The sequence below is a fragment of the Actinomadura spongiicola genome (assembly GCF_003432485.1).
Lineage (GTDB): Bacteria > Actinomycetota > Actinomycetes > Streptosporangiales > Streptosporangiaceae > Spirillospora > Spirillospora spongiicola.
Genome location: NZ_QVNQ01000003.1, coordinates 838,495 through 864,769, shown reverse-complemented (window position 1 = coordinate 864,769; position 26,275 = coordinate 838,495). Strand labels below are relative to the sequence as shown.

The window sequence follows — 26,275 nt, the reverse complement described above, 5'->3', positions numbered from 1 at the left end:
CGGAGTGCAGGGGAGGTCGGCCACCCACCATGAACATCGTCGTCCTGGTGAAGCAGGTTCCCGACACGGAGAGCCCGCGCAAGCTGAAGTCCGATGACGGCACGCTGGACCGTGCCGCCGCCGACGGCGTCATCAACGAACTCGACGAGTACGCGATCGAGGAGGCGCTGCGGGTCAAGGAGGCCCACGACGGTGAGGTGACCGTCCTGACCATGGGGCCGGACAAGGCCACCGACTCCATCCGCAAGGCCCTGGCCATGGGCGCCGACAAGGCCGTCCACCTCGTCGACGACGGCCTCGCCGGTTCCGACGCGCTCCAGACGTCCTACGCGATCCAGCAGGTCCTCGGCCGCACCGGGTTCGACCTGGTGATCCTCGGCTCGGAGTCCACCGACGCGCGGACCGGGCTGCTCGCCGCGATGCTCGCCGAGCGGCTCGGCGTCGCGCAGCTGTCCCTCGCCAACAAGATCGAGATCGACGGGACGTCCATCAAGGCGCAGCGGCAGACCGACTACGGCTTCGACCGCGTGGAGGCGACCCTGCCCGCGGTCGTCAGCGTCGTCGAGAAGATCAACGAGCCGCGCTACCCCTCGTTCAAGGGGATCATGGCGGCCAAGAAGAAGCCGGTGGAGACGCTCGGCCTCGCCGACGCGGGCATCGAGGCGGCGCGGGTGGGCCTGGCGCACGCGGCCACCGAGGTGGTCGACTTCGCCGAGGCGCCGCCGCGGGAGAAGGGCCAGATCGTCACCGACGAGGGCGACGGCGGCGCGAAGATCGCCGAGTTCCTCGCCGCGAAGAAGTTCGTCTGACCGGGGAAGGGGATTAGCGAACCATGGCGGAGATTCTCGTCCTCGTCGACCATGTCGACGGTGAGGTCAAGAAGGTCACGCTCGAACTGCTGACGCTGGCGAACAGGCTCGGCGAGGCCGCGGCGGTGTGGGTCGGCCCCGGTTTCGAGGGCGCCAGGGACAGGCTCGGCGAGTACGGCGCCGGCAAGGTCTACGTCGCCGACGACCCGGAGCTGACGTCCTATGTCGTCGCGCCGAAGGCCGCGCTCCTCGCGAAGCTCGTGAACGACCGGTCCCCGGCCGCGGTGCTGGTACCCGCGACCGGCGAGGGCAAGGAGATCGCCGGGCGGCTCGCCGTCCGGACGGGCTCCGGCGTGCTCACCGACGTCGTGGACGTCACCGACGGCTTCGTCGCCGAGCACTCCGTCTTCGGCGGCGGCGTCATCGCGCACGCCCGCGTGCGGACCGGCACGCCGATCATCGCCGTCCGGCCCAACTCGGTGACCCCCGAGCCCGCTCCGGCGACCCCGGCGGAGGAGGCGGTGACCGTCGAGCTGGCGGACGCCGACCGGGCCGCGAAGGTCGTGGAGAAGGTCGTGCAGGAGAAGGGCGAGCGCCCGGACCTGACCGAGGCCGCGATCGTCGTGTCCGGCGGGCGCGGTGTCGGCGGGGCGGAGAACTTCTCGATCATCGAGGGCCTGGCCGACTCGCTCGGCGGCGCCGTCGGCGCGTCCCGCGCCGCGACCGACGCCGGCTGGTACCCGCACACGTTCCAGGTCGGCCAGACCGGCAAGACCGTGTCGCCGCAGCTGTACATCGCGGTCGGCATCTCCGGCGCCATCCAGCACCGGGCCGGGATGCAGACGTCGAAGACCATCGTCGCCATCAACAAGGACCCCGAGGCGCCGATCTTCGAGCTCGTCGACTTCGGTGTCGTGGGCGACCTGTTCCAGGTCGCGCCGCAGCTCACCGAGGAGATCGCCAAGCGGAGGTGACCGGCGGGCGGACCCCGGCCGGGACCCGCCGCCGGCCCGCTCAGGCGGCGACGGGTTCGGGGCCGGGGTCGGTCACGTCGACGGGCGTGGCGTCGACCGCCCCGTCCACCGGGACGAACCGGGCACCGGCGGCGATGAGCAGCGCCAGGACGACGACCGTGCCCACCCCCAGCCGCAGCGACGTGGCGTCCGACAGGAACCCGACCACGACCGGGCCGAGCAGCAGCCCGCCGTAGCCGATCGCGCTGACCTGCGCGACGGCCGCGCCCGGACGCTCCGGCGCGGCGGTCCCGGCCAGCGACATCGTCGTCGGGACGACCGTGCAGACCATCAGTCCCGTGACGAAGAACCCGGCGAGGGCGAGGACCGGCACGGGCGACAGCACGACGACGGTCATGCCGAGCGCGGTGCCGACGCCCGCCCCGGCCAGCAACCTGCGGGTGCCCACATGGGCCCGGACGCGGTCGCCGAAGATCCGGCCGGTCAGCATCGCCGCCTCGAACATGGGGAGCCCGGCCGCGGCCACGGCCTCGCTCGCGTCCATCTCGTCGTGCAGCAGCAGCCCGCTCCAGTCGGCGATCGACCCCTCGGTCATGAACGCGATGAAGCAGAGGGCGCCGATCAGGTACACCGCGGGCGGCATGCGGCGGGCCCGGCGTCCCGTCCCGGCGGACGCGGCGGCCGGAGGGTCGGGCAGGTAGGTGCGGCCGAGCGCGAGCCCGGCGGGGAGCGTCAGCGCGGCGGCGGCGAGGACCGTCTCGGTGAATCCGAGCCCGACCGCCGCGGTCACGACGCCGAGGATGCCGCCGCTCATCGCGCCGACGGACCATCCGGCGTGCAGACCGCTCATCACGGGCCGCTTGTACGCCCGCTCGACGGCGGTGCCCTGCGCGTTCATCGCGATGTCGGTGATCCCGAACGCCATGCCGAACAGCACGACGGCGGCGAGCAGCACGCCGTAGCCGGGCGCGAGCGCGACGGCCGAGTAGGTGAGCGCCGTCAGCGGCAGCGCGACCCGCAGCGCGGCCCGGCTCCCGGCGCGGGACATCACGGCGCGCAGCGCCTGCATGGCGGTGATCGCGCCGAGCCCCCAGACGAGGACGACGATGCCGACCTCGGCCTCGCTGAGCTCGAACTTGTCGACCAGCGCGGGCATCCGTGACACCCACACCCCGGTCAGCAGGCCCGCCAGCGCGAAGGTCAGGAACGTCCCCCAACGGGCGCGAAGCAGCATGGTTCACCTCTCTCTCGGCTCGGCGAGATCGTCATGGAACGCTCCAAGTACGGAGCGGTGGGCGGGGCGCCCGGCGTCATCCGTCCAGCAGCCCCAGGAGCCGCCGTCGCAGCGCGGCGAGCTGCTCCTCGTCGAACAGCCCGGGATCGTGGCTCATGACCTCCCAGAGGCCCTCGACCGCGAGCCGGACGGTCATCGCGGTGCAGGGGTCGGTGTCCTCCGCCGGGTCACGGCCGTGCCAGCGCCGCATCGCCTCGTTCAGCGGCGCCGCCTGCTCGGGGTCGGCCGCGGCGGCCGTGATGGCCGACCAGCGCCGGTGCGTGCGGGCGTCACCGGTCAGGAGCTCGAACGTGGCGTCGACGTACGCGCGGGTGTAGGCGTCCGGGGTGCCGTCCCCGTAGGAGTCGATGTAGGAGGCGACCAGGTCGTCGAACTCGTCGATGGTCCTCGCCACCATGGCTCGGACCAGCGCCTCCTTCGTGGGGAAGTGGTAGAGCAGCCCTCCCTTGCTGACGCCGGCCTGCTCGGCGACCGCGGTGAGCGTCAGCGCCCGCGTTCCCTGCTCGAAGAGGACGGTCTCGGCGGCGTCCAGAAGGGCTTCTCTCTTCATGACGCGCCTACTGTACCGGCTGGACGGTACAGTCCACCAGCCCGAAGGGCGGCGACCGCCATCGCCCGGGTGCCCGGAGGGAACATCAGCGGCGCGGCTACTGTTGTCCGCGTGGTGACCTACCTCGACCATGCGGCGACCACCCCGATGCTGCCCGAGGCCATCGAGGCGATGACGGCCGAACTGCGCGAGCTGGGGAACCCGTCGTCCCTGCACGCGGCCGGGCGCCGCGCCCGCCGCGTCGTCGAGGAGTCCCGCGAGGTCATCGCGGAGGCGTTCGACGCCCGTCCGAGCGAGGTCGTGTTCACCTCCGGCGGCACCGAGGCCGACAACCTCGCCGTCAAGGGCCTCTACTGGGCCCGCCGCGCCGCCGATCGCGCCCGCGACCGGGTGCTGGCCGGCGCCGTCGAGCACCACGCCGTCCTGGACGCCGTGCGGTGGCTCGCCGACCACGAGGGCGCCCGCGTCGACTGGATTCCCGTCGACTCCGCCGGACGCGTCCGTCCCGACGCTCTCCGGGAGGCGCTCGGCGCCGGTGAGGACGTCGCCCTTGTCACGGTGATGTGGGCGAACAACGAGGTCGGCACCGTCCAGCCGGTCGCCGAACTGGCCGCCGTCGCCCGCGAGCGCGGTGTGCCCCTCCACACCGACGCCGTCCAGGCCGCTGGGGCGCTGCCCGTCTCGTTCGCGGCGAGCGGTGCGCAGGCCCTGGCCGTCACCGGCCACAAGATCGGCGGTCCCATCGGTGTCGGGGCACTGTTGCTGGCCAAGCCCAAGGAGCCCGTCTTCCTCGACCCGGTGCCGCTGCTGCACGGTGGCGGCCAGGAACGCGACGTCCGGTCCGGAACGCTCGACACCCCTGCCATCGCCGGGTTCGCCGCCGCCGTCCAGGCCACGACGGCCCGCCGCGAGGCCGAGGCGCGCCGTCTCACCGAGCTGCGCGACCTGCTGATCGACGCCGTCCGCGCCGCCGTGCCGGACGCGGTCCTGAACGGCGACCCCGCCGACCGGCTCCCCGGCAACGCGCACTTCTCCTTCCCCGGCTGCGAGGGCGACGCGCTGCTCATGCTGCTGGACGCCCGCGGCATCGCCTGCTCCACCGGCTCGGCGTGCTCGGCCGGGGTGTCGCAGCCGAGCCACGTCCTGACGGCGATGGGCGCCGAGCACGCCCGCGGCTCCCTGCGCTTCACCCTCGGCCACACCTCCACCGAGGACGACGTCAAGGCGCTCGCCGACGCGCTCGCCCCCGTCGTCGAACGCGCCCGCCGCGCCGGTTTCGGGTGACTGACCGGCTTTGATGGTGTTTGACCGTCTCTTGAACGGGGACGGCGTCTCCGTGGCGACGACGGATGTGAGCGACGGACTCGAACGGGTGGCGGGGCACCCTTGGTTTCACGGTGTGTCCCGCGTGGGACTGGTGGCGCGCGGCCTCCTCTACCTCCTCATCGGATGGCTGGCCCTTCAGGTCGCCTTCGGCGGGGGCGGGCAGGAGGCCGACCGCAAGGGAGCGTTGCAGATCGTCGCCGACAAACCCGGCGGCACGGTCGTCATCGTGCTGATGGTCGTCGGGTTCGCGGCCCTGGCCCTCTGGCAGTTCGCCGAAGCCGGGTTCGGACGCCCGACGCCCGACGGCGACAAGCCCACCAAACGCCTCTCCTCCGCCGGACGCGGCGTCGTCTACGCGGTCGGGTGCGCGTTCACCCTGCTGTTCATGCTCGGCCATCAGGGCGAGTCCAGCGACCAGCAGTCGAAGAGCTTCACCGCGCGCCTGATGGGCCAGCCCGGCGGGCGCTGGCTCGTGCTGGCGATCGCCGCGGGCTTCGTGGTCTGGGGCGTCGTCGTGGTCGTCCAGGCGGTCCGCCGCACGTTCATGGACGACCTCGAAACCGCGAAGCTGGGCCGGGTCGCGCGGCGTGTCCTCCAGCCGTTCGGCATCGTCGGCAACACCGCCCGCGGGCTCGTCGGCGCCGCCGCCGGAGCGTTCCTCGCCTACGCGGCCATCACCTTCCAACCCGACAAGGCCAAGGGCCTGGACGGCACCCTCCGCGAGTTCGCCGACACCCCGGCCGGAGCCTGGGGCCTCGTCGCCGTCGCCGTGGGCGTCCTCATCTTCGGCCTGTACAGCCTGGGGGAGGCCCGGTACCGCAAGGTCGACTCGACGAGGCCCGTCTGAGGCCGTTGCGATGACGGGACGCCCCCGACGTCAGGGCTGGTAGGGGGCCAGGGCCTTCCAGCCGGGGTCACTGGTGGAGGCGACCCTGGCCTTGCCCTCGGGCCATCCGGCGGCGAGCTGGTCGAGCTCGGAGATGACACCCGAGTCGGGATCGACGTACAGGTGGAAGACGCGCAGTCCGTCGCCGGTCTCGCGGACGGCGAGCACGGCCCGGTCACCCAGCCTCGTGAGCTTCTTCTCGAAGGCGCGCAGCGCGCTCGACGACGGCTCCACGGGCAGCCGGTCGGGGTTGCTGTTGGCGTACGGGACGCTGATCGCCACGTGCAGGTCGCAGAGCGGATAGTCCTGGCGGTGCAGCGGGAACCGGGCGCCGAGGCGGGCGGGATGGCCGCGCGGGGTGCGGCCCTCGCCGGTCAGCCAGGCGGGCTCGGCGAACGGCTCGGAGATCTGCTCGATGACCGAGGGCAGCATCGACGGCGGCAGCGCGTCGATCGGCGCCTCCGTCGCGATCGAGACCTCGCCGACCCAGCGGGCGACGTCGTCCTCGCCCAGCGCCCAGTGCAGGACGTTCAACGCGACCTGGATGCGCTGCTCCTCGGCGACGAACAGGAAGTCGGGATGGTAGGCGGTCAGATGCACGCGGGCGCGGTCGGCGTCGGCGCGCATCCCGAGCCGGACGTACTCCAGGTCGAACTCGTGGTCGCCGAGGATGAGGTCCTGGCCGAGCATCTCCGGGTCGGGCTGCCGCGCCGGATGGAACACCCACCCGGCCGCCGCCGGCCCGGTCGGCGCGGCCCGGACCCAGCGCTCGGTGATACCGCGCAGCTCGGGGTTCCCGCCGCCGGTCACGGTGAGGAACGGGGCCCGGTCCTCCGCGCCGCCGATCTCCCACAGCAGTGCCGGATGGATCTTGTGGACGCGCCGCGACAGCTCCTCCATCGTCTCCGCGGACAGCCCCCCGCCGGGCGGGCCGAGGTCGGGGGCGTCGGGATCGGCCGCGTGGTCCGCCCCGTGCGCGTCAGGGTGCGCGTCATGTCCGGACGGGTCGGCTTCGGGCGTGTCGGGCCCGGCGGCCAGGGACGCTTCGATCGTCGGGCGTGCCTGCGCCCACCATTCCCAGAACTCGCTGATCGCGGGCGGCGTCACCGCGGACGCGTCGCGCGGACGACGGAAGATTCCCACCTGTCGTCTCTTCCTTGTCGTGGTCAAGCGGCCGAACCGCCTCATGACCTGGGCCGATGAGGTCGCTGGAGGATGTTTTTCCCGGCATGGCGGGGCTCCGCCGGGTCCGGCGAGGCCATGCCCGTCCCGGTAAACCCTACGTGAGGCGCCGCGCTTCCCGTCGGCACCGGCCCCGGCGGGGGAAATACGGTGGCGGGGGAGTGGGCCGTGGCGCGTACCCTCGAAGGGTTATGGCACTGCGCGTACTTGCCGCCATGTCGGGCGGCGTCGACTCCGCCGTGGCCGCCGCCCGCGCCGCCGAGGCGGGGCACGAGGTCACCGGCGTTCACATGGCCCTGTCCAGCAATCCGCGGTCGTACCGGACGGGCGCCCGGGGCTGCTGCACCCTGGAGGACTCCCGGGACGCCCGCCGGGCCGCCGACGTGATCGGCATCCCGTTCTACGTGTGGGATCTCGCCGAGCGCTTCCACGAGGACGTCGTGGAGGACTTCGTCAGCGAGTACGCGGCCGGACGCACCCCGAACCCGTGCCTGCGCTGCAACGAGAAGATCAAGTTCGCGGCGCTGCTGGACCGGGCGATGGCGCTCGGGTTCGACGCCGTCTGCACCGGGCACTACGCGCGGCTGGACGGCGGCGTCCTGCGCCGCGGCGTCGACGAGGCCAAGGACCAGTCGTACGTGCTGGCCGTGTGCACGCCCGAGCAGCTCGCGCACGCGCTGTTCCCGCTCGGCGACACCACCAAGGCCGACATCCGGCGGGAGGCGGAGCGGCGCGGCCTCCGGGTGGCCGACAAGCCCGACAGCCACGACATCTGCTTCATCGCCGACGGCGACACCCGCGGCTTCCTCGCCGAGCGGCTCGGCACGGCGCCCGGCCCGATCGTCGACACCGACGGCAACGAGGTCGGACGGCACGACGGCGCCTACGCCTACACGATCGGCCAGCGCAAGGGCCTGCGGATCGGCACGCCCGCGCCGGACGGCCGCCCGCGCTACGTCCTGGACATCTCCCCCGTGACGAACACGGTGACCGTCGGGCCGCGCGACTCCTTGAACGTCGACGAGATCGTCGGCGAGCGCCCGGTGTGGCTGAGCGACGCCCCGGACGGGCCGTTCGGCTGCCACGTCCAGCTCCGCGCGCACGGGGAGGTCTACGGCTGCACGGCCGAGCGGGACGGCGACGTGCTGCGCGTCCGCCTGTCCAGCCCCGCCCGCGGTGTCGCCACGGGGCAGGCCGCCGTCCTCTACGACGGCGACCGTGTCCTGGCGTCCGCGACGATCGCCGAGACCGCCCAAGCCCTGGCCTAGCGTTCACCGCCGTGATCGCCGCGCCGATAGGGTTCGCGGTGTGACCAGTTATCCGTGGCAGGAGGGGACGGCGACCGGCATCGGGTCGTACCCGGGCGACGACCCGGCGGAGGCGCTAAGGATCGTCCTCGGTGAACTGCCCGAGATGCCGCATCTGCCGGAGCTGCCCGCCCGCGGGCCCGGCGCCGACCTGACGGGCCGGACGGCCGGACTGCTGGTCGACATGCCGGTGCGCGTGGAGCCGTCCGGGTGGCGGTTCTCCGACCGGCCGGGCCGTGACACGCTCCGCTCCCACGACCACCTGGAACGCGACCTGGACGTCCTGGAGGAGATCGCGGGCGGCCACGACGGGCCGTTCAAGATCCAGGTGTGCGGGCCGTGGACGCTGGCCGCGACGATCGAGCTGCGCAACGGCGACCGGGCGTTGAAGGACGCCGGGGCCGTACGCGACCTGGCCGCCTCGCTCGCCGAGGGCGTCGCCGCGCATGTCGCGGACGTGCGCCGCCGCCTGCCCGCCGCGCGGATCGTCGTCCAGTTCGACGAGCCGGGCCTGCCCGCCGCGCTCGCCGGGACGGTCCCGACGGCCAGCGGGTTCTCCCGGCTGCGGGCCATCGAGGAGCCCGTCGCGGAGGACACCCTCCGAACGGTGATCGACGCGGCCGCCGCGGACGACGCGGCGTACCCGATCGTCCACTGCTGCGCGCGGAACGTCCCGTACGCGCTGCTGCGCGGCGCGGGCGCTCAGGCGATCTCGGTCGACCTGCGCATGGTCCCCAGGCGCGACGACGACGCGGTGGGGGAGACGATCGACGCCGGGACGGGCCTTCTCCTCGGCGCGGTGCCCGCGACCGACGCCGTCCTGCCGTCCCCGCGGGCGACCGCGGAGCCGGTGAAGGAGCTGTGGCGGCGGCTCGGCTTCCCGCCCGCGCGACTGGCGCGGCAGGTCGTGATCACCCCGGCCTGTGGGATGGCCGGGGCGTCCCCGCGCCACGTCCGCGCCGCGCTGAGACGATGCCGCGAAACGGCCCGGATGATCTTTGAGGATGCCGAGTGACCTGGGGCGCGGCGGGCTCACAATGTCGGAGGCGGCGGCCACAATAGGGGCATGAGCATGAGCGACGGGGTGCCCGCCGAGGCACGTCAGCGGCACCTTGAGCTGAGCCAGGAGATCGACGAGGCCAACTACCGTTACTACGTCCTCGATCAGCCGACGCTCTCCGACGCCGACTACGACTCCCGGATGCGCGAGATCCGCGATCTGGAGGAGCGTCATCCGGAGCTGGTCACCCCCGACTCGCCGACGCAGCGGGTCGGCGCGCCCATCGTCACCGACTTCGCCACCGTCCAGCATCTGGAGCGGATGCAGAGCCTCGACAACGCGATGAGCGACGACGAGCTCCAGGCGTGGGACGAGCGCGTCGTACGGGAGGTCGGCGAGGTCGCCGGCTACCTGTGCGAGCTGAAGATCGACGGGTTGGCGATCGCGCTGACCTACGAGAACGGGCGGCTGGTCCGCGGCGTCACGCGCGGCGACGGGCGCACCGGCGAGGACGTCACCAACAACGTCCGCACCATCGCCGACGTCCCGACCCGCCTGGAGGGCGAGGGCTGGCCGGACGTCCTGGAGGTCCGCGGCGAGGTGTTCCTGCCCGTCAAGGGGTTCGAGCAGGTGAACGCCGCGCAGGTGGAGGCCGGCAAGGAGCCGTTCGCCAACCCGCGCAACGCGGCGGCCGGGTCGCTGCGCCAGAAGGACCCGCGGATCACCGCGCGGCGGCCGCTCGGCATGCTCGTCCACGGGTTCGGCGCCTGGCGCGGCGGCACGCAGCCGGAGAGCCAGTCCGGCGCCTACGAGCTGATGCGGAGCTGGGGGCTGCCGGTCAGCGACCGGTACAGGGTCCTCGACGGAATGGACGCCGTCCGCGCGTACATCGCCGGGTACGGCGAGAACCGGCACGCCACCGAGTACGAGATCGACGGGGTGGTCGTCAAGGTCGACCAGTTCTCGCTCCAGCGCCGGCTCGGGTCCACGAGCCGGGCGCCGCGCTGGGCGATCGCGTGGAAGTACCCGCCGGAGGAGGTCAACACCAGGCTCCTCGACATCAAGGTCGGCGTCGGGCGGACCGGGCGCGTCACCCCCTACGGCGTGATGGAGCCGGTCAAGGTCGCCGGATCCACCGTCGAGCGGGCCACGCTGCACAACGAGGGCGAGGTGAAGCGCAAGGGCGTCCTGATCGGCGACACGGTCGTGCTGCGCAAGGCGGGCGACGTGATCCCCGAGATCGTCGCGCCGGTCACCGGGCTGCGGGACGGCTCCGAGCGCGAGTTCGTCATGCCCACGCACTGCCCGGAGTGCGGCACCGAGCTGGCGTACGAGAAGGAGGGCGCCGCCGACATCCGGTGCCCGAACGCGCGGTACTGCCCGGGGCAGCTGCGCGAGCGCCTGTTCTTCGTCGCGAGCCGCAACGCGTTCGACATCGAGGCGCTCGGCTATGTCGGCGCGACGGCTCTGACACAGCCGCTGGAGCCCGCCGAGCCGCCGGTCAGGAACGAGGGCGACCTGTTCCACCTGACCGTGGAACAACTGCTGCCGATCAGAAGCCTCGTCCTCGACCAGCGGACGGGCACGCCCAAGATCGACCCGGCCACCGGCGAGCCGAAGGTCGTGTCGTTCTTCGCCAACAAGGAGGGCGAGCCGAAGAAGACCGTGGACGTCCTCTTCGAGGAGTTGGAGAAGGCGAAGCGGCAGCCGCTGTGGCGGGTGCTGGTTGCGCTGTCGATCCGGCATGTGGGCCCGTCTGCGGCGCAGGACCTGGCCCGCGAGATGCGGTCGATGGACGCGATCGCGAACGCGTCCGAGGAGGAGCTGGCCGCGGTCGACGGGGTCGGGGCGACGATCGCGGCCTCGATCCGGGCGTGGTTCGAGGTCGACTGGCATCGCGAGATCGTGGCGAAGTGGCGGGCCGCGGGCGTCCGGATGGAGGACGAGGGCGCGGCGGGTCCCCGGCCGCTGGAGGGCGTCACCGTGGTGATCACCGGGTCGCTGGAGGGGTTCAGCCGGGACTCGGCGACCGAGGCGGTGCAGCTGCTCGGCGGCAAGGTGACCGGGTCGGTGTCGAAGAAGACGGGCTTTGTCGTCGTGGGCGACAGTCCAGGCTCTAAGTACGACAAAGCCGTCAAACTGGGCGTACCTGTCCTGGCGGAGGAGGGGTTCCGCGTTCTGCTGGACGAGGGGCCGGATGCGGCCAAGAACGTGACCGTGCGCGCCGACGAATAACACCACGTGGTCAAAACCTCACCACCAGGTTCGCGTTACTCAGGGGTACACTTCAACTACCCAACGGTGAGGGGCGGGGGATGGACGGGGCATAACGGAACGTGCCCAAATGGTTTCGCGAAGTTGAGCGAAGGCCGTACTCTCCCACTCATCACGACCTACACCTGAATCTCCGGACGTAACACCCGGGGGGCGTCCCCCGAGGTCGGGGCCGCCCGGTGCCGGGGGAACGGCCCCCCGAACCCCCCGAGGATGTGATGAAGGACCCGAACAACACGCGGAACACGGCGCCACGCCGTGGCTCCCCGTTGTGGATCTACTTCGTCGTCGTCATCCTGCTCGGCGTCGCCGCCTCCGCCGTCACGTTCACCGGGCTGACCGGCGCCGACCTGGACGCGATCGCCGGGGCGCCCGTGTTCTGGATCCTCGCCTGCTTCATCATCTTCGGCGAACTGCGGCCGATCATCACGCCCGGCTCCACCGAGAACAACGGCGCCACCATGTCCACCACGTTCTCGTTCGCCGCGCTGCTGTACGCGGGGTTGCCGGTCGCCGCCGCCCTCCAGGCCGTCGCCGTCATCACCTGCGGGATCTTCCGGGGCCGCGCCCCGCACCGCATCGCCTTCAACGTCGCGCAGTACACCCTCAGCCTCGCCGCCGCGCAGCTCGTCCTCGCGCTGTTCGGCGCCCGCGCCACCCCCACCGACCTGTGGGTCCCGGACGGGACCGACCTGCCCGCCATCGCGCTCGCCGGCACCGTCTACTTCGTCTGCAACGACACCCTCGTCGGCTCCGCCGTCGCGCTGCACGAGCGGGTCTCCCTGATCAAGGCGCTGCGCTGGGACCTCGGCTACCAGGTCCTGGTGCATCTGGCGCTGCTCGGCCTCGCCCCGTTGATGGTCGTGGCCATGGACCGCTCCGCCGCGTTCGTCCCGCTCATCGTCCTGCCGTTCATCGCCGTCTACCTGAACGCGTCGGCGTCGGTCCGGCGCGAGCACCAGGCCCTGCACGACGGGCTGACCGGCCTCCCGAACCGCAAACTGCTGATCGTCCGGACCGAGGAGGCCCTCGCCGAGGCGCGCAGCGCCGAGAAACGGGAGGCCGGACGATCGGAGGCCGACAAACGCGGCCCCCGCCCCGCCCTCGGCACGCGCCGCCGCAAGGCCGACCCGCCCAAGCACCGCGCCGGACTCTTCCTCCTCGACCTCGACCGGTTCAAGGAGGTCAACGACACCCTCGGGCATCCCACCGGCGACCGTCTCCTCCAGCTCGTCGCGCACCGCCTCACCCACAGCGTCCGCCCCGGCGACCTCGTGGCGCGGCTCGGCGGCGACGAGTTCGCGGTCCTGCTGCCGACCGTCCGCGACGAGGCCGCCGCCCGCGAGGTAGCCGCCCGCCTGCGCGCCGCGCTGAGCGAACCCGTCCGGCTGGACGGCATGTCGTTCGACCTGGAGGGCAGCGTCGGCATCGCGCTGTTCCCCGACCACGCGCCCGACTTCGAACTGCTCCTCCAGCGCGCCGACGTCGCCATGTACAACGCCAAGGAGGCCCGCTCCGGCGTCGAGATCTACTCCTCCCGCAAGGACCGCAACTCCCCGGCCCGGCTCCGCATGCTCGGCGACCTGCGCCGCGCCGTCGACCGCTCCGAACTGGAGCTGCACTACCAGCCGAAGGTGTCCCTGCGGGACGGTCAGCTCGTCGGCATGGAGGCGCTGCTGCGCTGGCGTCACCCAGAGAAGGGCATCCTCGAACCCGAGGCCTTCCTGTCGATCGCCGAGCAGACGTATCTGATGCGCTCCATCACCCACCATGTCGTGGAGGCCGCGCTCGCGCAGGCCGCCGCCTGGTGGCGGGAGGACCTCACCGTCCAGGTCGCGGTGAACGCCTCCGGCCGCGACCTGTTCGACACCGGCCTCACCGAGACGATCGAGGAGGGCCTGCTCGCCCGCGGCCTGCCCGCCGCCGCCCTCCAACTGGAGATCACCGAGCGGATCCTGATGAACGAGCCCGCCTACGCGTCCGACACCGTCGGCGCGCTCGCCGAACTCGGCATCCCGCTCAGCCTGGACGACTTCGGCACCGGCTACTCCTCGCTCGTCCGGCTGAACCGGCTGCCCGTCGAGGAGATCAAGATCGACTCCTCGTTCGTGGGCCGGCTCACCGAATCACCCGAGGACGCCGTCATCGTCCGCTCCATCGTCGACCTCGTCCGCACCCTCGGCCTGCGGTCGGTCGCCGAGGGCGTCGAGGACCCGGCCACCGCGCGCATGCTCCGCGAGATGGGCTGCGACGCCGCCCAGGGCTGGCACTTCGGCCGTCCCATGGACGCCGACACCGCCACCGACTGGCTCCGCCGCCACATGCAACGCGCCCCCGAACCCGCGGCCTGACGAACGGTCTGACCTACGGTCAGCCCGCCCTCTATGATCAGTCGCCATGAACAACGGTGGACGCTTAGCGATCATGCTCGTCGCCCTCATGGGGGCCGGACTGATGTTCGTCACCATGGCCTCCGAACTCACCGGGCCATCGGACGACTTCAAACTCTGGGACCTGGCCAACACGCTGGCGTTCGGCCTGACAATGCTGTCATGCGCGGTCATCGCCGGTGCGGCCCTGATAGGGATGACGCCTTCGTCGCAACCGCCGAGGACCGTCACGTTCCCGTCGCACCCGGGCGCCGTGCCGCCGCAGGCCCAGGCGTACCCGCAGCCCGGGGTCCCGCAGCAGTACGCCCCTCACCAGTACGGTCAGCAGGCGCCGCCGCAGGAACCCCCGAAGGCCTGACGTCGCTCAGTACGGGCGGCGGGTCTCGTAGTCGTCGTAGTACTCCTCCCGCACGCGCGGCGGCGGGCGGCGCTCGACCGTCCTGCGGGCGGAGGCGATCCGGACGAGGCCGACGACCAAGCCGATCAGCCCGCCGACCATCAGGATCACGCCGACCAGCCGGATGTCGATGCCGCTGAACTCGTAGTTGACCGCGTAGGCCAGGATCGCGCCGATGATGATGAGGGCGATACTGCCGCCGATCGTCACGGCGGCCTCCTCTCGTCGTCCCGGGGGTGGACGACACATCCGTTCCCCCCACCAGGAATCGAAACGCCGGGGCCCGGCAAACGGTTCGGGTGGACGCGGGCGCGGCCCATAGGATGGCCGTGAACCCACACGATCCGCAGGAACGGTTTCCCACATGTCCGCCATCACCCGTGCCGAGGTGTCGCATCTCGCCCGGCTGTCCCGGCTGGCGCTCCGCGACGATGAGCTCGACCATCTCGCCGCCCAGCTCGACCAGATCATCTCCGCGGTCGCGCGGGTGCAGGAGGTCGCCGCGGAGGACATCCCGCCCACCTCGCACGCGCTGCCGCTGACCAACGTCTACCGGACCGACGAGGTCCGGCCGTGCCTCACGCCCGAGCAGGCCCTCACCGGCGCGCCCGCCGCGGAGGAGCAGCGCTTCCGCGTCCCGCGGATCCTGGACGAGGAGGCCTGATGGAGCTGGTCGGCAAGAGCGCGGCGGAGCTCGGCGAGCTCCTCGCCGCCGGTGAGACGTCCGCCGTCGAGGTCGCGCGGGCCCACCTCGACCGCATCGCCGCCGTGGACGATCGCGTGAACGCGTTCCTGCACGTCGACGCCGAGACGACGCTGGCGCAGGCCCGCCGGGTGGACGAGCGCCGCGCCGCGGGCGAGGACCTCGGCCCGCTCGCCGGGGTGCCCATCGCCCACAAGGACGTCTTCACCACCCACGACATGCCCACCACCGCCGGGTCCAAGATCCTGGAGGGGTGGCGGCCGCCGTACGACGCGACCGTGACGGCCCGGCTCCGCGAGGCGGGGCTGGTCATCCTCGGCAAGACGAACATGGACGAGTTCGCGATGGGCTCGTCCACGGAGAACAGCGCCTACGGCGTCACCCGCAACCCGTGGGACCTCGACCGCGTCCCCGGCGGCTCGTCCGGCGGCTCCTCCGCGGCCGTCGCCGCCTACGAGGCGCCGCTGTCCACCGGCACCGACACCGGCGGTTCGATCCGGCAGCCCGCCTCGGTCACCGGCATCGTCGGCATGAAGCCCACCTACGGCGGCTCGTCCCGCTACGGCGTGATCGCGTTCGCCTCGTCCCTGGACACACCCGGCCCGTTCGCCCGCACCGTCCTGGACGCGGCCCTCCTGCACGAGGCGTTCAGCGGCCACGACCCGATGGACTCCACCTCGATCGGCGAGCCCGTCCCGCCGGTCGTGGACGCCGCCCGCCGCGCCGACGTCAACGGCCTGCGCGTCGGCGTCGTCAAGGAGTTCGCGGGCGAGGGCTACCAGCCCGGTGTGTCCGCCCGCTTCAACGAGGCGGTGGAGCTCCTGGAGTCCCTCGGCGCGAAGGTCGTCGAGGTCTCCTGCCCGCACTTCACCTACGCGCTGCCCGCCTACTACCTGGTCGCGCCGTCGGAGTGCTCGTCCAACCTGGCCCGCTTCGACGCCATGCGCTACGGCCTGCGCGTCGGTGACGACGGCACCCGCAGCGCCGAGGAGGTCATGGCCCTCACCCGCGCCGAGGGCTTCGGCCCCGAGGTCAAGCGGCGCATCATGCTCGGCACGTACGCGCTGTCGTCCGGCTACTACGACGCCTACTACGGCAAGGCCCAACAGGTCCGCACCCTCATCAGGCGCGACTTCGAGTCGGCCTTCGAGCAGGTGGACGTGCTGGTCTCGCCGACCACGCCGACCACCGCGTTCCCGATCGGCGAACGCGCCGACGACCCGATCGCCATGTACCTGGCCGACCTGTGCACGATCCCGGCCAACATGACGGGCAACGCCGCGATCTCCGTCCCGTGCGGCCTGTCCGACGGCCTCCCCGTCGGCCTCCAGATCATGGCCCCCGTCCTCGGCGACGACCGCGTCTACCGCGTCGGCGCCGCCGTCGAACGCGCCCTCGAAGACCGCTGGGGCGGCCCCCTCCTGGCCCAGGCCCCCACCCTCTAGGCGCCCGGGAACGGCGGTACGTCAATGATCACCCGCATCGAGATCGACGGCTTCAAGTCCTTCCTGGACTTCGAGCTGGACGTCCCGCCGTTCCTCGCCCTCGTCGGCCCCAACGCCAGCGGCAAATCCAACCTCCTCGACGCTCTCAGCCTCGTCGCCGCCATCGTGGAGGACGGGCCCGAACGCGCGCTGCTCAGGCAAACTCGTGGGAGCGCCGCGGATCTGTTCCATCGATTCGCCGACGGGAACTCCGTCGGCAGCATGACCATGACCGTCGACATGGTCATCGATTTCTCGGAGACCGGGGTGGCGCCGGTGCCGGTGCCGGTGCGCTGCACGGTGGTCTTGGAACAGACCAGGGGGACGCCCATGGTCACCGAGTTCACCGTTTCGGTGAGCGACATCGATGAGGTGTCCTGGCCGAAGCGATGGGGCGCCTCCGACGGTGCCCTCCGCCAGTTGATGCAGGGGCGTACGGCGTTCGTGGGGGAGGGTGCCACCGGCACCCGTTTCCCCTGGAGTAGGAGGGGGTCTCGCAACCCCTTGCTCGAGAAGTACCTTCTCCGCGAAGTACGCTGGTGGCGCCCGCTGGTCTTGGAGCCCGAACGTATGCGGCGACCGGCGCCGGGTCCGGACCATCTACCACTGGAGGCCGACGGCCGAAACCTTGCCGCGGTCCTTGACCGGCTGGGTGAGATGGACGAGCTGTGGCGGGTCGAAGCCGACCTCGCGGCCGTGATTCCCGGTGCGACCGAGATCAAGCCGCTGTTCGACGAGCGCCGCCAGGAATACGACTTCGACGTCGTCTTCGCGAGCTCGGGGAGGGTTCAACCCCGCCTGCTCTCGGACGGGACGTTGCGGGCCATGGGTCTGCTGGCGGCCCGCCACGATCCACTCCAGCAGGGAACGTTGGTGATCGAGGAGGTGGAGAACGGTCTCCACCCGAGCCGTGTGGCCGAACTGGTGAGGCGGCTGACCCGCGGCCTGCCGGACTTCCGAGAGGCCGGGCCGCTTCGGTCGCTGAAGCAGGTGGTGCTGACCACCCACTCGCCCGCGCTGGTCTCGGCGCTGTGGCCGGAGCAGGCGGACGGCTTGGTGTTCACCGAGTCGGTCACGCACGTCGAGGGCGAGCGACAGCGCCGGTCGAAGATCACCAAGGCGCTCCCCGTCGCCGAGACCGGGGAGCCCGGGACGTTTACCAGCCCCTGGGATGTGGAGGAGTTCCTGTCGGCGGTGCAGTGGAGCGAGCCGTGAGCCGACCACTACGCCCCGGGCTGGTCGCCGAGGGTGACAGTGACTGCGACTTTCTGCTTCCCGTCATCGATCGGCAGCTCAACGAGATCCTGCTGTCCAACCCAGCGGCCGACTACGACGTTTTTCCCACGCGCAGATCCGTATGCGTGAAGAAGCACGGCAAGCAGAGGTTCCGGGAGGAGGCCGCGAAGCTCGCCCGCCAAAGCCAGCTCGTCTTCGTCCACGCGGATCACCACGAAGCCCATGAGGCTGAGGAGATGGCCGCCGCGATTAGGCAGAACGCGCATCACGCCGTCATTTTGGTCCCCAAGCGAGAGACCGAGGCCTGGCTGCTGGCAGACCGGGAGGCCTTCCGCCGCGTGCGGGGAGCCGAGACGGACCGCCTGCCGAACGACGTCGAGAAGGAACACGATCCGAAGGCGCTTCTGAAGAAGGTCATGGGCCCGGCCGGGGTGGACAGGCCCGCCGACTACTTCGAGTTGCTTGGACAAGACATCAGCCTGGACGTCCTGAAATCCGTGCCCGCATACAGGCGGTGGTACGACAGGACGGTGGACGCGTTGAAAGGACTGCATTACCTGTGAGCGTGGAAACGCCGATGAAGTATGACGAGGCGCTGGCGCGGTTCGAGCCGGTGCTGGGGATCGAGACGCACATCGAGCTCGGGACCGCGTCGAAGATGTTCTGCGGGTGCCCGACCGGGTTCGGGGCGGAGCCGAACACGCAGGTGTGTCCGGTGTGCCTGGGGCTGCCGGGGTCGTTGCCCGTGACGAACCGGGCCGCGATCGAGGGGATCATCAAGATCGGCCTCGCGTTGAACTGCGAGATCGTGGATTGGTGCCGGTTCGCCCGGAAGAACTACTTCTACCCGGACATGCCGAAGAACTTCCAGATCTCGCAGTACGACGAGCCGCTGTGCGTGGACGGGCACCTCGTAGTGGACGTCGACGGCGACACGTACCGGATCGAGATCGAGCGCGTGCACATGGAGGAGGACACCGGCAAGTCGCTGCACGTCGGCGGTTCGACCGGGCGCATCCACGGCGCCGAGTACTCGCTGGTCGACTACAACCGGGCGGGCATCCCGCTGGTCGAGATCGTCACGAAGCCGATCGTCGCGACCGGGGAGAAGGCGCCGCTGGTGGCGCGTGCGTACGCGACGGAGCTGCGGGAGCTGGTCCGGTCGCTGGGCGTGTCGGACGTGCGTATGGAGCAGGGGTCGATGCGCTGCGACGTGAACGTGTCGCTCATGCCGCGCGGCGCGGCCGAGTGGGGTACGCGGACCGAGACGAAGAACGTCAACTCGCTGCGGTCGGTGGAGCGGGCCGTCCGGTCGGAGATCGAGCGGCAGGCGGGCGTGCTGTCGGACGGGGGACGCGTCGTCCAGGAGACGCGGCACTTCCACGAGGACACGGGCCGCACCACGAGCGGGCGCAGCAAGGAGGAGGCGCAGGACTACCGGTACTTCCCCGAACCCGACCTGGTGCCGATGGCGCCGTCGCGGGAGTGGGTGGAGGAGCTGCGGGCGTCCCTGCCGGAGCTTCCGGCCGCCCGGCGCCGCCGCATCCAGCAGGAGTGGGGCCTGTCCGACCTGGAGCTGCGGGACGTCGTCAACGCCGGTGCCGTCGATCTCATCGAGGCGACGATCGCGCACGGCGCCGACGCGCCCGCCGCCCGCAAGTGGTGGATGAACGAGCTGTCGCGGCGCGCCACCGAGCAGGGCGTCGAGCTGGCGGATCTGCCGGTCACGCCGGAGCAGGTCGCCCGTGTCCAGGCGATGATCGTCGCGGGTGAGCTGAACGACAAGCTGGCCCGCAAGGTCTTCGAGGGCGTCCTCGCCGGGGAGGGCACGCCGGACGAGGTCGTCGCCGCGCGGGGCCTCAAGGTCGTCAGCGACGAGGGCGAGCTCGCGTCCGTGGTGGACCAGGTGATCGCCGACAACGCCGCGGTGGCCGACAAGATCCGCGCGGGGAAGGTCGCCGCCGCGGGCGCCCTCGTCGGCGCCGTGATGAAGGCCACCCGCGGCCAGGCCGACGCCGGACGCGCCCGCGAACTCATCCTGGAGAAGCTGGGCGCGTCCTGACGGGTCAGCGGACGGGGACGCTGAAGACGCGGTCGTCGTCCGCGGCGGGCTCGCCCCGGCCGTCGTGGTTGCTGGTGGCGATCCACAGGGTGCCGTCGGGGGCGGTGGCCGCGACGCGGAGCCGGCCGTAGGCGGAGTCGAAGCGCGCCACGGGACGGCCCGTCCTGCCGTTGTCGAGGGGGATCTGCCAGAGGCGTTCGCCGCGGAGGGCGGCGGCCCACAGGGAGCCGCCCGCGTAGGCGAGGCCGGACGGCGACGCCTCGTTGGTCGTCCAGGTGAGCAGGGGGTCGGTGAAGCCGTCGCGGTCACCGACGCCCTCCACCTCGGGCCAGCCGTAGTTCTTGCCCCTCTCGATGAGGTTGATCTCGTCGAAGCGGTCCTGGCCGAACTCGGTGGCGTAGAGGCGGCCCTTGTCGTCCCAGGCGAGGCCCTGGACGTTGCGGTGCCCGTACGACCAGACAAGGTTGCCGAACGGGTTGCCGGGGGCGGGTCTCCCGTCGGGCGTGACGCGGAGGATCTTGCCGCCGAGGGAGTCCTTCTCCTGCGACAGGCCGGTCTCGCCGGTCTCGCCGGTGGTGATGTAGAGCATCCTGTCGGGGCCGAACTTCAGGCGCCCGCCGTTGTGGATGCCGCCCTTCGGGATGCCGGTGACGATGGGCCGCGGCGTGCCGGTGAGGGTGCGGTCGAAGGTGGCGCGGACGACCCGGTTGTCGTCCTCGGCCGTGTAGTACAGGTAGATGAGGCGGTCGGTGGCGTAGGTGGGGGAGACGGCGACGCCCATCAGGCCGCCCTCGCCGCCGGGGTCCACGCCCGGCACCGTGCCGACCTGCTCCTGTTCACCGGACGGTTTGACGCGCACGAGCCTGGCCGTGTCGCGTTCGGTGACGAGCGCGTCGCCGCCGGGAAGGAACGCCATCCCCCACGGGGCCTTCAGGTTGCCGGCGACCTTGCGCGGCTCGCCGGGGGCCGTGGACCCGGACGTGGCGGTGGTCGTCAGGGGCGGCGGGGTGTGCGCGCCGCCCTCCCCGTCGCCGGAGGAGTCCGACGAGCACGCCGCGAGGAGCACCGCGGCCGCGGCCAGGGCGATGGTGTGAAGTCTCATAGCGCCTCCCGTGATCTGTACGGACCGGCCGGGCCCGCCGTTCCCGGCAGCCGCCTCCGGATTCGGTCACTCAGCGTATTGCCGGTGAGGGTCGAGCTGGGGCGATGTCCGGCTTTCGGGCATCCCAATCCGCGAGACGACTAGGTCGTTTGTCGCCGGGAGGACGCTCAGCCTCAATCGCTCCGTGACCTACCGAACGTACATTGAGCGTCACGGTGATCCCGTAGTGCGGCAACGTCGCTGATCTCCCGGCGGTCGACGCCCGATGTTGCTCGCCACCGGCCCGCGCCGATCCCTGCGCGGGGCACGATTCAGGGCCTTCCGACCGTTATCCGAGCGGTGAGGGTCGTGAACCCGACATCTCCCCTGGCGCGTTGCCGCGCACGAAGGGACCGAACGCTCCACTCCGGGGCAGGAAGGGACATGGCGCGATGAGCGGCGAGAACGCCAGGCGGGTGCCGCCGCGTGCGCTGCCGGTCGCCATGGCCGCGGTGGTCGGTGTGCTGTACGCCACCGGCTCCCTGCTGGGGTGGGGCGGGCGCGCCTTCATCGAGTGGGCGGAGGTCGGCGCCGCGGGCGCCGCCGCGATCTCCCTGCTGCTGTCGGCCCGGCTGCCGGACGGCGTTCCCGCCGACACCGGACCGGGCGGCGTGTGGCGCACGTCCTGGCGGTGGTACGGCATCGCCGCCGCGTCCTGGTTCCTGGGCGCCCTCGGCAGCGCCCTGTCCGACGGTCACGCCCGCAGCGCGCTGTCACTCTCGATACCCGACCTTTTCTACCTTTTCGCCCTGGGTGCCCTGGTGGTCGGCCTGGTGGCGCCGATCAGCCTGCCCCGCGACACCGGGGCGTGGCTGCGCTACGCCGCCGACACCTACGTCTGCGCGTCCGCGCTGTTCGTGCTGGGCTGGGTCGCGCTGTTCGGCACGCTCTACCACCGGTCGGGGGAGACGCCCACCGAGTTCCTGCTGGAACTGCTGTATCCGCTGATCGACATCGTGTTCATCTGCGGCGCGCTGCCCTTCGTTCTCGGCGCGGCGCGCGGGCATCGCCGCCTCGCGTGGATGGGGTATGGCGCGCTGACGGCCATCGCGGTCGCCGACATCGTGACGACGTTCATCCGGCTGGACGGCGGCCGGTCGGCCGACGACCCGTCCGACATCCTGCGCCTCGCCGGGCTCCTGCTCCTGCTGCTGGTGCCGTGGACGGGCCCGGCCGCCGAACCCGAGCAGCCCGTCGACGACATCCCCGAGGGCGAGATCGTCGCCGCTCCGGCGGACGCGCAGACCGGCCGCATGATCGGCCCCGGCCTGGCGCCCGCCGCGGTCGCCGCCGCGGCCGGGCTGTTCATCGCCGGGCACTCGCTCACCCGGGACAACGGACTCGAACCGGCCATCTCGATCACCGCGGGCTCGGCGGCGCTGGTGCTGATCGCGCGACTGGCGGGCCTGCTGCGGGAGAACGAGTCGCTGCGCCACGCGGTACGAACCGGAGAGGAACACTTTCGTGCCCTGACGGAGAGCATCAACGACGCGGTGCTCATCTGCGACCTGGACGCGACCGTCCAGTACGCCAGCGCCGGGGCGCTGCACACGTACCACTACGGGCCGGACGAACTCCTCGGACGTCCGCTGAGCGACCTCATCCACCCGGAGGACCTGCCGCGCGTCCAGGACGTGTTCACCGAGTTCCTCGACGACGACCAGGCGGACGGCGCCTTCCACGACGGTTTCCAGGACGCGCTGCGCGTATCGTGCCGGGTCCGCGCGGCGGACGGCACCTGGCTGCCCACCGAGTCCACGATCTCCCGCTACAGCGGCTCGGACGGCGCGCCCGCCCGGCTGCTGGTCACCACGCGGGACCTCAGCGAGCAGGCGGCCCTGCAACGGCAGGTCGCCCATCTCACGTTCCACGACGGCCTGACGGGCTTGCCGAACCGCTCCTACTTCGAGGAACGCACCAGGGAACTGCTGTCGCGGCACCCGTCCGCAGGCGAGGTCGCGGTCGTGTTCGTCGACCTGGACGGCTTCACCGCGGTGAACGACTCCGACGGGCACGCCGCCGGCGACCAGGTGCTGGCCCAGGCGGCGCGGCGGCTGCGCGCGAACGTCCACACCGAGGACACGGTGGCGCGGTGGGGCGGCGACGAGTTCGCCGTCCTCGTCCAGCCGCCGCCGGACGACCGTGAGACACGCGCCACAGTCGAGCTCGCCGGGCGCCTGCTCCGCGTCCTTTCGGCCGACCCATATCAGGTTGGTGACAAACAGATCGTGTTGACGGCGAGTGTCGGCATCGCGTTCGCCGGGGACGAGGAGCCGTCGAGGGGCGCTCGCGACGACGCGGAGGCGGGACGCAGGCTTCGCCGTACCGCCGCCGACCTGATGCGCAACGGCGACCTCGCGATGGCCCGCGCGAAGGAGCTCGGCGGCGGGCGCGTCGAGGTGTACGCGCCGGACATGCACGCCGACGTCGTCCGACGGCTGGAGCTCGGCAGCGACCTGCAACGCGCGATGGTCGAGGAGCAGTTCGCGATCGAGTTCCAGCCGGTCGTGGACCTCGCGACGTCCCGGGTCACCGGCGTGGAGGCGCTGCTGCGCTGGCGGCGGGGGAACGAGACGGTGCCGCCCGAGGAGTTCATCGGCCCGGCGGAGGAGTCCGGCCTGATGGTCCCGCTCGGCGGCTGGGTGCTGCGGGAGGCGTGCCGGGAGGTCGCCCGGTGGCGCCGTGACTCGTGGGCGGTGGGCCTGTCGGTGAACTTCACCGCCCGGCAGATCGCCGCGCCCCGGTTCGTGGAGTCGGTCGCGGCGGCGCTGGAGGAGACGGGCCTGCCGCCGCACGCGCTGACGCTGGAGGTGCGGGAGGAGGTCCTCCTCGACAGGCCCGGCGGGGAGGACGCGGGCCAGAACGTGGAGCGCCTCGTGGAGCTGCGGGACCTCGGCGTCAGGCTCGCGATCGACGACTTCGGCACCGGTTACGCCTCGCTCGCCTACCTCGGCCAACTGCCCGTCGACATCATCAAGATCGACCCGTCGTTCGTGGCGGGCCTCGGGTCGGACGAGACGCTGACGCTGCTGACCCGGACCATCGTCCGACTCGGCAGCGACCTCGGGCTGACCGTGGTGGCGGAGGGCATCGAACGGCCCGAGCAGCTCCAACTGCTCCGCGAGATGGGCTGCCCGCGCGGCCAGGGCTTCCTCGTGGCGCGGCCGATGGCGGCGGAGCGGGTCGAGTCGCTGGTCCGCACGAATCTGGAGGGACGGAACCTCTCCGGCGACGTCCCGCTGCCGCTCCCGGGCTGACCGCGGACCAGGAGTGGTCTCAGAAAGTGAGACAAAGTGTCCACGGATTTGACCAGGGGCTCGACATCGGCGAAAGTGGGGCTCGTGCAGAGCATCTTCGCCATTCTCGTAGTACTTGGTCGGCGCGCAGGCTGACCAAGCTCTCCGACCTGCGCGCCTCCCCTCGATCGCCCCACGGCGGCGGGGGTTTTTTGTTGCCCGGCGAGAATCCTCACCCTCTCCCCAAGGAACGCAGATCATGACGACCGAACAGATGACGGGAGCCCAGGCGCTGGTCCGCGCCCTGGAGAACGTGGGCGTGGACACCGTGTTCGGCATTCCGGGCGGTGCGATCCTCCCGGCCTACGACCCGCTCTTCGACTCCGCGAAGCTGCGGCACATCCTCGTCCGGCACGAGCAGGGCGCCGGTCACGCCGCCCAGGGCTACGCGATGGTGACCGGCAAGGTCGGTGTGTGCATGGCCACCAGCGGGCCGGGCGCGACGAACCTGGTCACGGCGATCTCCGACGCCTACATGGACTCCGTGCCGATCGTGGCGATCACCGGGCAGGTGGCGTCCTCGCTGATCGGCACGGACGGCTTCCAGGAGGCCGACATCGCGGGCATCACGATGCCCATCACCAAGCACAACTTCCTCGTGACCCAGGCCGGGGACATCGCCCGGACGATCGCGGAGGCGTTCCACATCGCGGGCACCGGCCGTCCGGGACCGGTCCTCGTCGACATCGCCAAGGACGCGCTCCAGGCCACGGTGGACTTCGAGTGGCCCGTCCCGCTCCAGCTCCCCGGGTACCGGCCGGTGACCCGCCCGCACTCCAAGCAGGTCCGCGAGGCGGCGCGGTTGATCGTCCAGGCGGCGCGGCCGGTCCTGTACGTCGGCGGCGGCGTGCTGAAGGCCGGCGCGTCCGCCGAGCTGAAGGTCCTGGCGGAGCTGACCGGCGCGCCCGTCGTGACCACGCTGATGGCGAAGGGCGCGCTGCCCGACAGCCATCCGCTGCACATGGGCATGCCGGGCATGCACGGCGCGGTCGGCGCGGTCGGCGCGCTCCAGCGGGCCGACCTGCTGGTCACGCTCGGCGCCCGGTTCGACGACCGCGTCACCGGGAAGCTGGACGGGTTCGCGCCCGGCGCCAAGGTCGTGCACGCCGACATCGACCCGGCGGAGATCTCCAAGAACCGGCACGCCGACGTCCCGATCGTCGGCGACGCCCGCGAGGTCATCGCCGACCTGATCGTCGCCGTGCAGAACGAGCACGCGGCGGGCCGCAAGGGCGACTACTCCGCCTGGTGGCGGCAGCTCGACGCGTGGCGCGAGACGTACCCGCTGGGCTACGACGTCCCCGACGACGGTTCGCTGTCGCCGCAGTACGTGATCGAGCGCATCGGCCGGATCGCCGGGCCCGACTCCTACTACGTCGCGGGCGTCGGCCAGCACCAGATGTGGGCCGCGCAGTTCATCAAGTACGAGCGGCCGGGAGCGTTCCTGAACTCCGGCGGTGCCGGGACGATGGGGTACGCCGTCCCCGCCGCGATGGGCGCCAAGGTCGGCGCGCCCGGCTCGACGGTCTGGGCGATCGACGGCGACGGCTGCTTCCAGATGACCAACCAGGAGCTCGCGACCTGCGCGATCGAGGGGATCCCCGTCAAGATCGCCGTGATCAACAACGGGAACCTGGGCATGGTCCGGCAGTGGCAGACCCTGTTCTACAACGAGCGGTACTCGAACACGACGCTGCAGACGCAGTCCGAGCACGCCGCCAAGCGCATCCCCGACTTCGTGAAGCTGGCCGAGGCGTACGGTTGTGTCGGCCTGCGCTGCGAGAAGGCCGAGGACGTGGACGAGATCATCGCCAAGGCCATGGAGATCAACGACGCGCCCGTCGTGATCGACTTCGTGGTGCACAAGGACGCCATGGTCTGGCCGATGGTCGCGGCCGGCACCACCAACGACGACATCAAGATCGCGCGGGACCTGGCGCCCGAGTGGGAGAACGGAGACTGAC

At 71.7% G+C, this 26,275-nt stretch carries 21 protein-coding genes; 16 read left to right on the top strand and 5 right to left on the bottom strand.

All coding sequences use genetic code 11. The features are described from left to right. Positions 1-29: 29 nt before the first annotated feature. Entirely contained in the window at positions 30-809 is a 780-nt protein-coding gene (locus D0T12_RS12725; protein ID WP_117399687.1) for an electron transfer flavoprotein subunit beta/FixA family protein, read from the top strand. Positions 810-832: 23 nt separating this feature from the next. Next, complete coding sequence (locus D0T12_RS12720) at positions 833-1,783, top strand: electron transfer flavoprotein subunit alpha/FixB family protein (RefSeq protein ID WP_117399686.1); 951 nt, start codon at positions 833-835, stop codon at positions 1,781-1,783. Between the two features lie 40 nt (positions 1,784-1,823). On the opposite strand, the gene D0T12_RS12715 is transcribed toward D0T12_RS12720, so the two are convergent. Continuing rightward, a complete protein-coding gene (locus D0T12_RS12715) occupies positions 1,824-3,017 on the bottom strand; it encodes an MFS transporter (protein WP_117399685.1) in 1,194 nt (397 codons plus the stop codon). Between the two features lie 76 nt (positions 3,018-3,093). Then, the gene (locus D0T12_RS12710) at positions 3,094-3,627 is read right to left on the bottom strand and encodes a TetR/AcrR family transcriptional regulator (RefSeq protein ID WP_117399684.1); all 534 of its coding nucleotides are present in this window, start codon (positions 3,625-3,627) and stop codon (positions 3,094-3,096) included. A 114-nt stretch (positions 3,628-3,741) separates the two neighbouring features. Between D0T12_RS12710 and D0T12_RS12705 the strand changes: the two genes are divergently transcribed. Then, on the top strand, positions 3,742-4,911 hold the full coding sequence (locus D0T12_RS12705; RefSeq protein ID WP_117399797.1) for a cysteine desulfurase family protein: 1,170 nt from the start codon (positions 3,742-3,744) through the stop codon (positions 4,909-4,911). A gap of 124 nt (positions 4,912-5,035) precedes the next feature. Next, positions 5,036-5,800, top strand: a complete 765-nt coding sequence (locus D0T12_RS12700) for a DUF1206 domain-containing protein (RefSeq protein WP_233525997.1) — start codon at positions 5,036-5,038, stop codon at positions 5,798-5,800. 30 nt (positions 5,801-5,830) lie between these two features. On the opposite strand, the gene D0T12_RS12695 is transcribed toward D0T12_RS12700, so the two are convergent. Then, positions 5,831-6,982, bottom strand: coding sequence for a DUF695 domain-containing protein (locus tag D0T12_RS12695; RefSeq protein ID WP_233525996.1), 1,152 nt, complete (start codon positions 6,980-6,982; stop codon positions 5,831-5,833). 230 nt (positions 6,983-7,212) lie between these two features. Here D0T12_RS12695 and mnmA point away from each other — a divergent pair, with 230 nt between their 5' ends. The 5 genes from mnmA to D0T12_RS12670 all read left to right on the top strand — a co-directional run bounded on the left by mnmA (position 7,213) and on the right by D0T12_RS12670 (position 14,350). Next, positions 7,213-8,289, top strand: coding sequence for a tRNA 2-thiouridine(34) synthase MnmA (gene mnmA / locus D0T12_RS12690; protein WP_117399681.1), 1,077 nt, complete (start codon positions 7,213-7,215; stop codon positions 8,287-8,289). A gap of 40 nt (positions 8,290-8,329) precedes the next feature. Beyond that, complete coding sequence (locus D0T12_RS12685; protein ID WP_117399680.1) at positions 8,330-9,343, top strand: methionine synthase; 1,014 nt, start codon at positions 8,330-8,332, stop codon at positions 9,341-9,343. A 51-nt stretch (positions 9,344-9,394) separates the two neighbouring features. Next, positions 9,395-11,563 (top strand): NAD-dependent DNA ligase LigA, encoded by a 2,169-nt coding sequence (ligA, locus tag D0T12_RS12680; protein ID WP_117399679.1) that lies wholly within the window; start codon positions 9,395-9,397, stop codon positions 11,561-11,563. 257 nt (positions 11,564-11,820) lie between these two features. Then, the gene (locus D0T12_RS12675; protein WP_117399678.1) at positions 11,821-13,953 is read left to right on the top strand and encodes a putative bifunctional diguanylate cyclase/phosphodiesterase; all 2,133 of its coding nucleotides are present in this window, start codon (positions 11,821-11,823) and stop codon (positions 13,951-13,953) included. Between the two features lie 46 nt (positions 13,954-13,999). Beyond that, complete coding sequence (locus tag D0T12_RS12670) at positions 14,000-14,350, top strand: hypothetical protein (RefSeq protein WP_147339488.1); 351 nt, start codon at positions 14,000-14,002, stop codon at positions 14,348-14,350. Positions 14,351-14,356: 6 nt separating this feature from the next. Here the strand turns inward: D0T12_RS12670 and D0T12_RS12665 are convergent, their stop codons facing one another. Then, a complete protein-coding gene (locus D0T12_RS12665) occupies positions 14,357-14,599 on the bottom strand; it encodes a DUF6458 family protein (RefSeq protein ID WP_117399676.1) in 243 nt (80 codons plus the stop codon). A 154-nt stretch (positions 14,600-14,753) separates the two neighbouring features. Here D0T12_RS12665 and gatC point away from each other — a divergent pair, with 154 nt between their 5' ends. The 5 genes from gatC to gatB are packed head-to-tail and all read left to right on the top strand — an operon-like array spanning position 14,754 to position 19,874. After that, positions 14,754-15,053: an Asp-tRNA(Asn)/Glu-tRNA(Gln) amidotransferase subunit GatC gene (gatC, locus tag D0T12_RS12660; protein ID WP_117399675.1), complete on the top strand. Its 300-nt coding sequence runs from the start codon at positions 14,754-14,756 to the stop codon at positions 15,051-15,053. Then, positions 15,053-16,537 (top strand): Asp-tRNA(Asn)/Glu-tRNA(Gln) amidotransferase subunit GatA, encoded by a 1,485-nt coding sequence (gene gatA / locus D0T12_RS12655; RefSeq protein ID WP_199487411.1) that lies wholly within the window; start codon positions 15,053-15,055, stop codon positions 16,535-16,537. The genes gatC and gatA overlap by 1 nt, the downstream gene beginning before the upstream one ends. 24 nt (positions 16,538-16,561) lie before the next feature. Next, entirely contained in the window at positions 16,562-17,791 is a 1,230-nt protein-coding gene (locus tag D0T12_RS12650) for an AAA family ATPase (protein ID WP_117399674.1), read from the top strand. Beyond that, positions 17,788-18,375, top strand: coding sequence for a DUF4276 family protein (locus D0T12_RS12645; RefSeq protein WP_158581480.1), 588 nt, complete (start codon positions 17,788-17,790; stop codon positions 18,373-18,375). The genes D0T12_RS12650 and D0T12_RS12645 overlap by 4 nt, the downstream gene beginning before the upstream one ends. A gap of 14 nt (positions 18,376-18,389) precedes the next feature. Continuing rightward, entirely contained in the window at positions 18,390-19,874 is a 1,485-nt protein-coding gene (gatB, locus tag D0T12_RS12640) for an Asp-tRNA(Asn)/Glu-tRNA(Gln) amidotransferase subunit GatB (protein WP_117399672.1), read from the top strand. A gap of 4 nt (positions 19,875-19,878) precedes the next feature. On the opposite strand, the gene D0T12_RS12635 is transcribed toward gatB, so the two are convergent. Further along, entirely contained in the window at positions 19,879-20,976 is a 1,098-nt protein-coding gene (locus D0T12_RS12635) for a PQQ-dependent sugar dehydrogenase (RefSeq protein WP_117399671.1), read from the bottom strand. A gap of 431 nt (positions 20,977-21,407) precedes the next feature. Here D0T12_RS12635 and D0T12_RS12630 point away from each other — a divergent pair, with 431 nt between their 5' ends. Further along, the gene (locus tag D0T12_RS12630) at positions 21,408-24,272 is read left to right on the top strand and encodes a putative bifunctional diguanylate cyclase/phosphodiesterase (protein ID WP_117399670.1); all 2,865 of its coding nucleotides are present in this window, start codon (positions 21,408-21,410) and stop codon (positions 24,270-24,272) included. 115 nt (positions 24,273-24,387) lie between these two features. Next, on the top strand, positions 24,388-26,274 hold the full coding sequence (locus D0T12_RS12625; protein WP_267900396.1) for an acetolactate synthase large subunit: 1,887 nt from the start codon (positions 24,388-24,390) through the stop codon (positions 26,272-26,274). Position 26,275: the final 1 nt, after the last annotated feature.

Coding starts and splice junctions, on each gene's coding strand:
- D0T12_RS12725 (WP_117399687.1), top strand. CDS start 30: ATGAACATCGTCGTCCTGGTGAAGCAGGTTCCCGACACGGAGAGCCCG.
- gatC (WP_117399675.1), top strand. CDS start 14,754: ATGTCCGCCATCACCCGTGCCGAGGTGTCGCATCTCGCCCGGCTGTCC.
- D0T12_RS12630 (WP_117399670.1), top strand. CDS start 21,408: ATGAGCGGCGAGAACGCCAGGCGGGTGCCGCCGCGTGCGCTGCCGGTC.
- D0T12_RS12675 (WP_117399678.1), top strand. CDS start 11,821: ATGAAGGACCCGAACAACACGCGGAACACGGCGCCACGCCGTGGCTCC.
- D0T12_RS12635 (WP_117399671.1), bottom strand. CDS start 20,976: ATGAGACTTCACACCATCGCCCTGGCCGCGGCCGCGGTGCTCCTCGCG.
- D0T12_RS12720 (WP_117399686.1), top strand. CDS start 833: ATGGCGGAGATTCTCGTCCTCGTCGACCATGTCGACGGTGAGGTCAAG.
- D0T12_RS12710 (WP_117399684.1), bottom strand. CDS start 3,627: ATGAAGAGAGAAGCCCTTCTGGACGCCGCCGAGACCGTCCTCTTCGAG.
- ligA (WP_117399679.1), top strand. CDS start 9,395: ATGAGCATGAGCGACGGGGTGCCCGCCGAGGCACGTCAGCGGCACCTT.
- D0T12_RS12670 (WP_147339488.1), top strand. CDS start 14,000: ATGAACAACGGTGGACGCTTAGCGATCATGCTCGTCGCCCTCATGGGG.
- gatA (WP_199487411.1), top strand. CDS start 15,053: ATGGAGCTGGTCGGCAAGAGCGCGGCGGAGCTCGGCGAGCTCCTCGCC.
- D0T12_RS12715 (WP_117399685.1), bottom strand. CDS start 3,017: ATGCTGCTTCGCGCCCGTTGGGGGACGTTCCTGACCTTCGCGCTGGCG.
- gatB (WP_117399672.1), top strand. CDS start 18,390: ATGAAGTATGACGAGGCGCTGGCGCGGTTCGAGCCGGTGCTGGGGATC.
- D0T12_RS12650 (WP_117399674.1), top strand. CDS start 16,562: ATGATCACCCGCATCGAGATCGACGGCTTCAAGTCCTTCCTGGACTTC.
- mnmA (WP_117399681.1), top strand. CDS start 7,213: ATGGCACTGCGCGTACTTGCCGCCATGTCGGGCGGCGTCGACTCCGCC.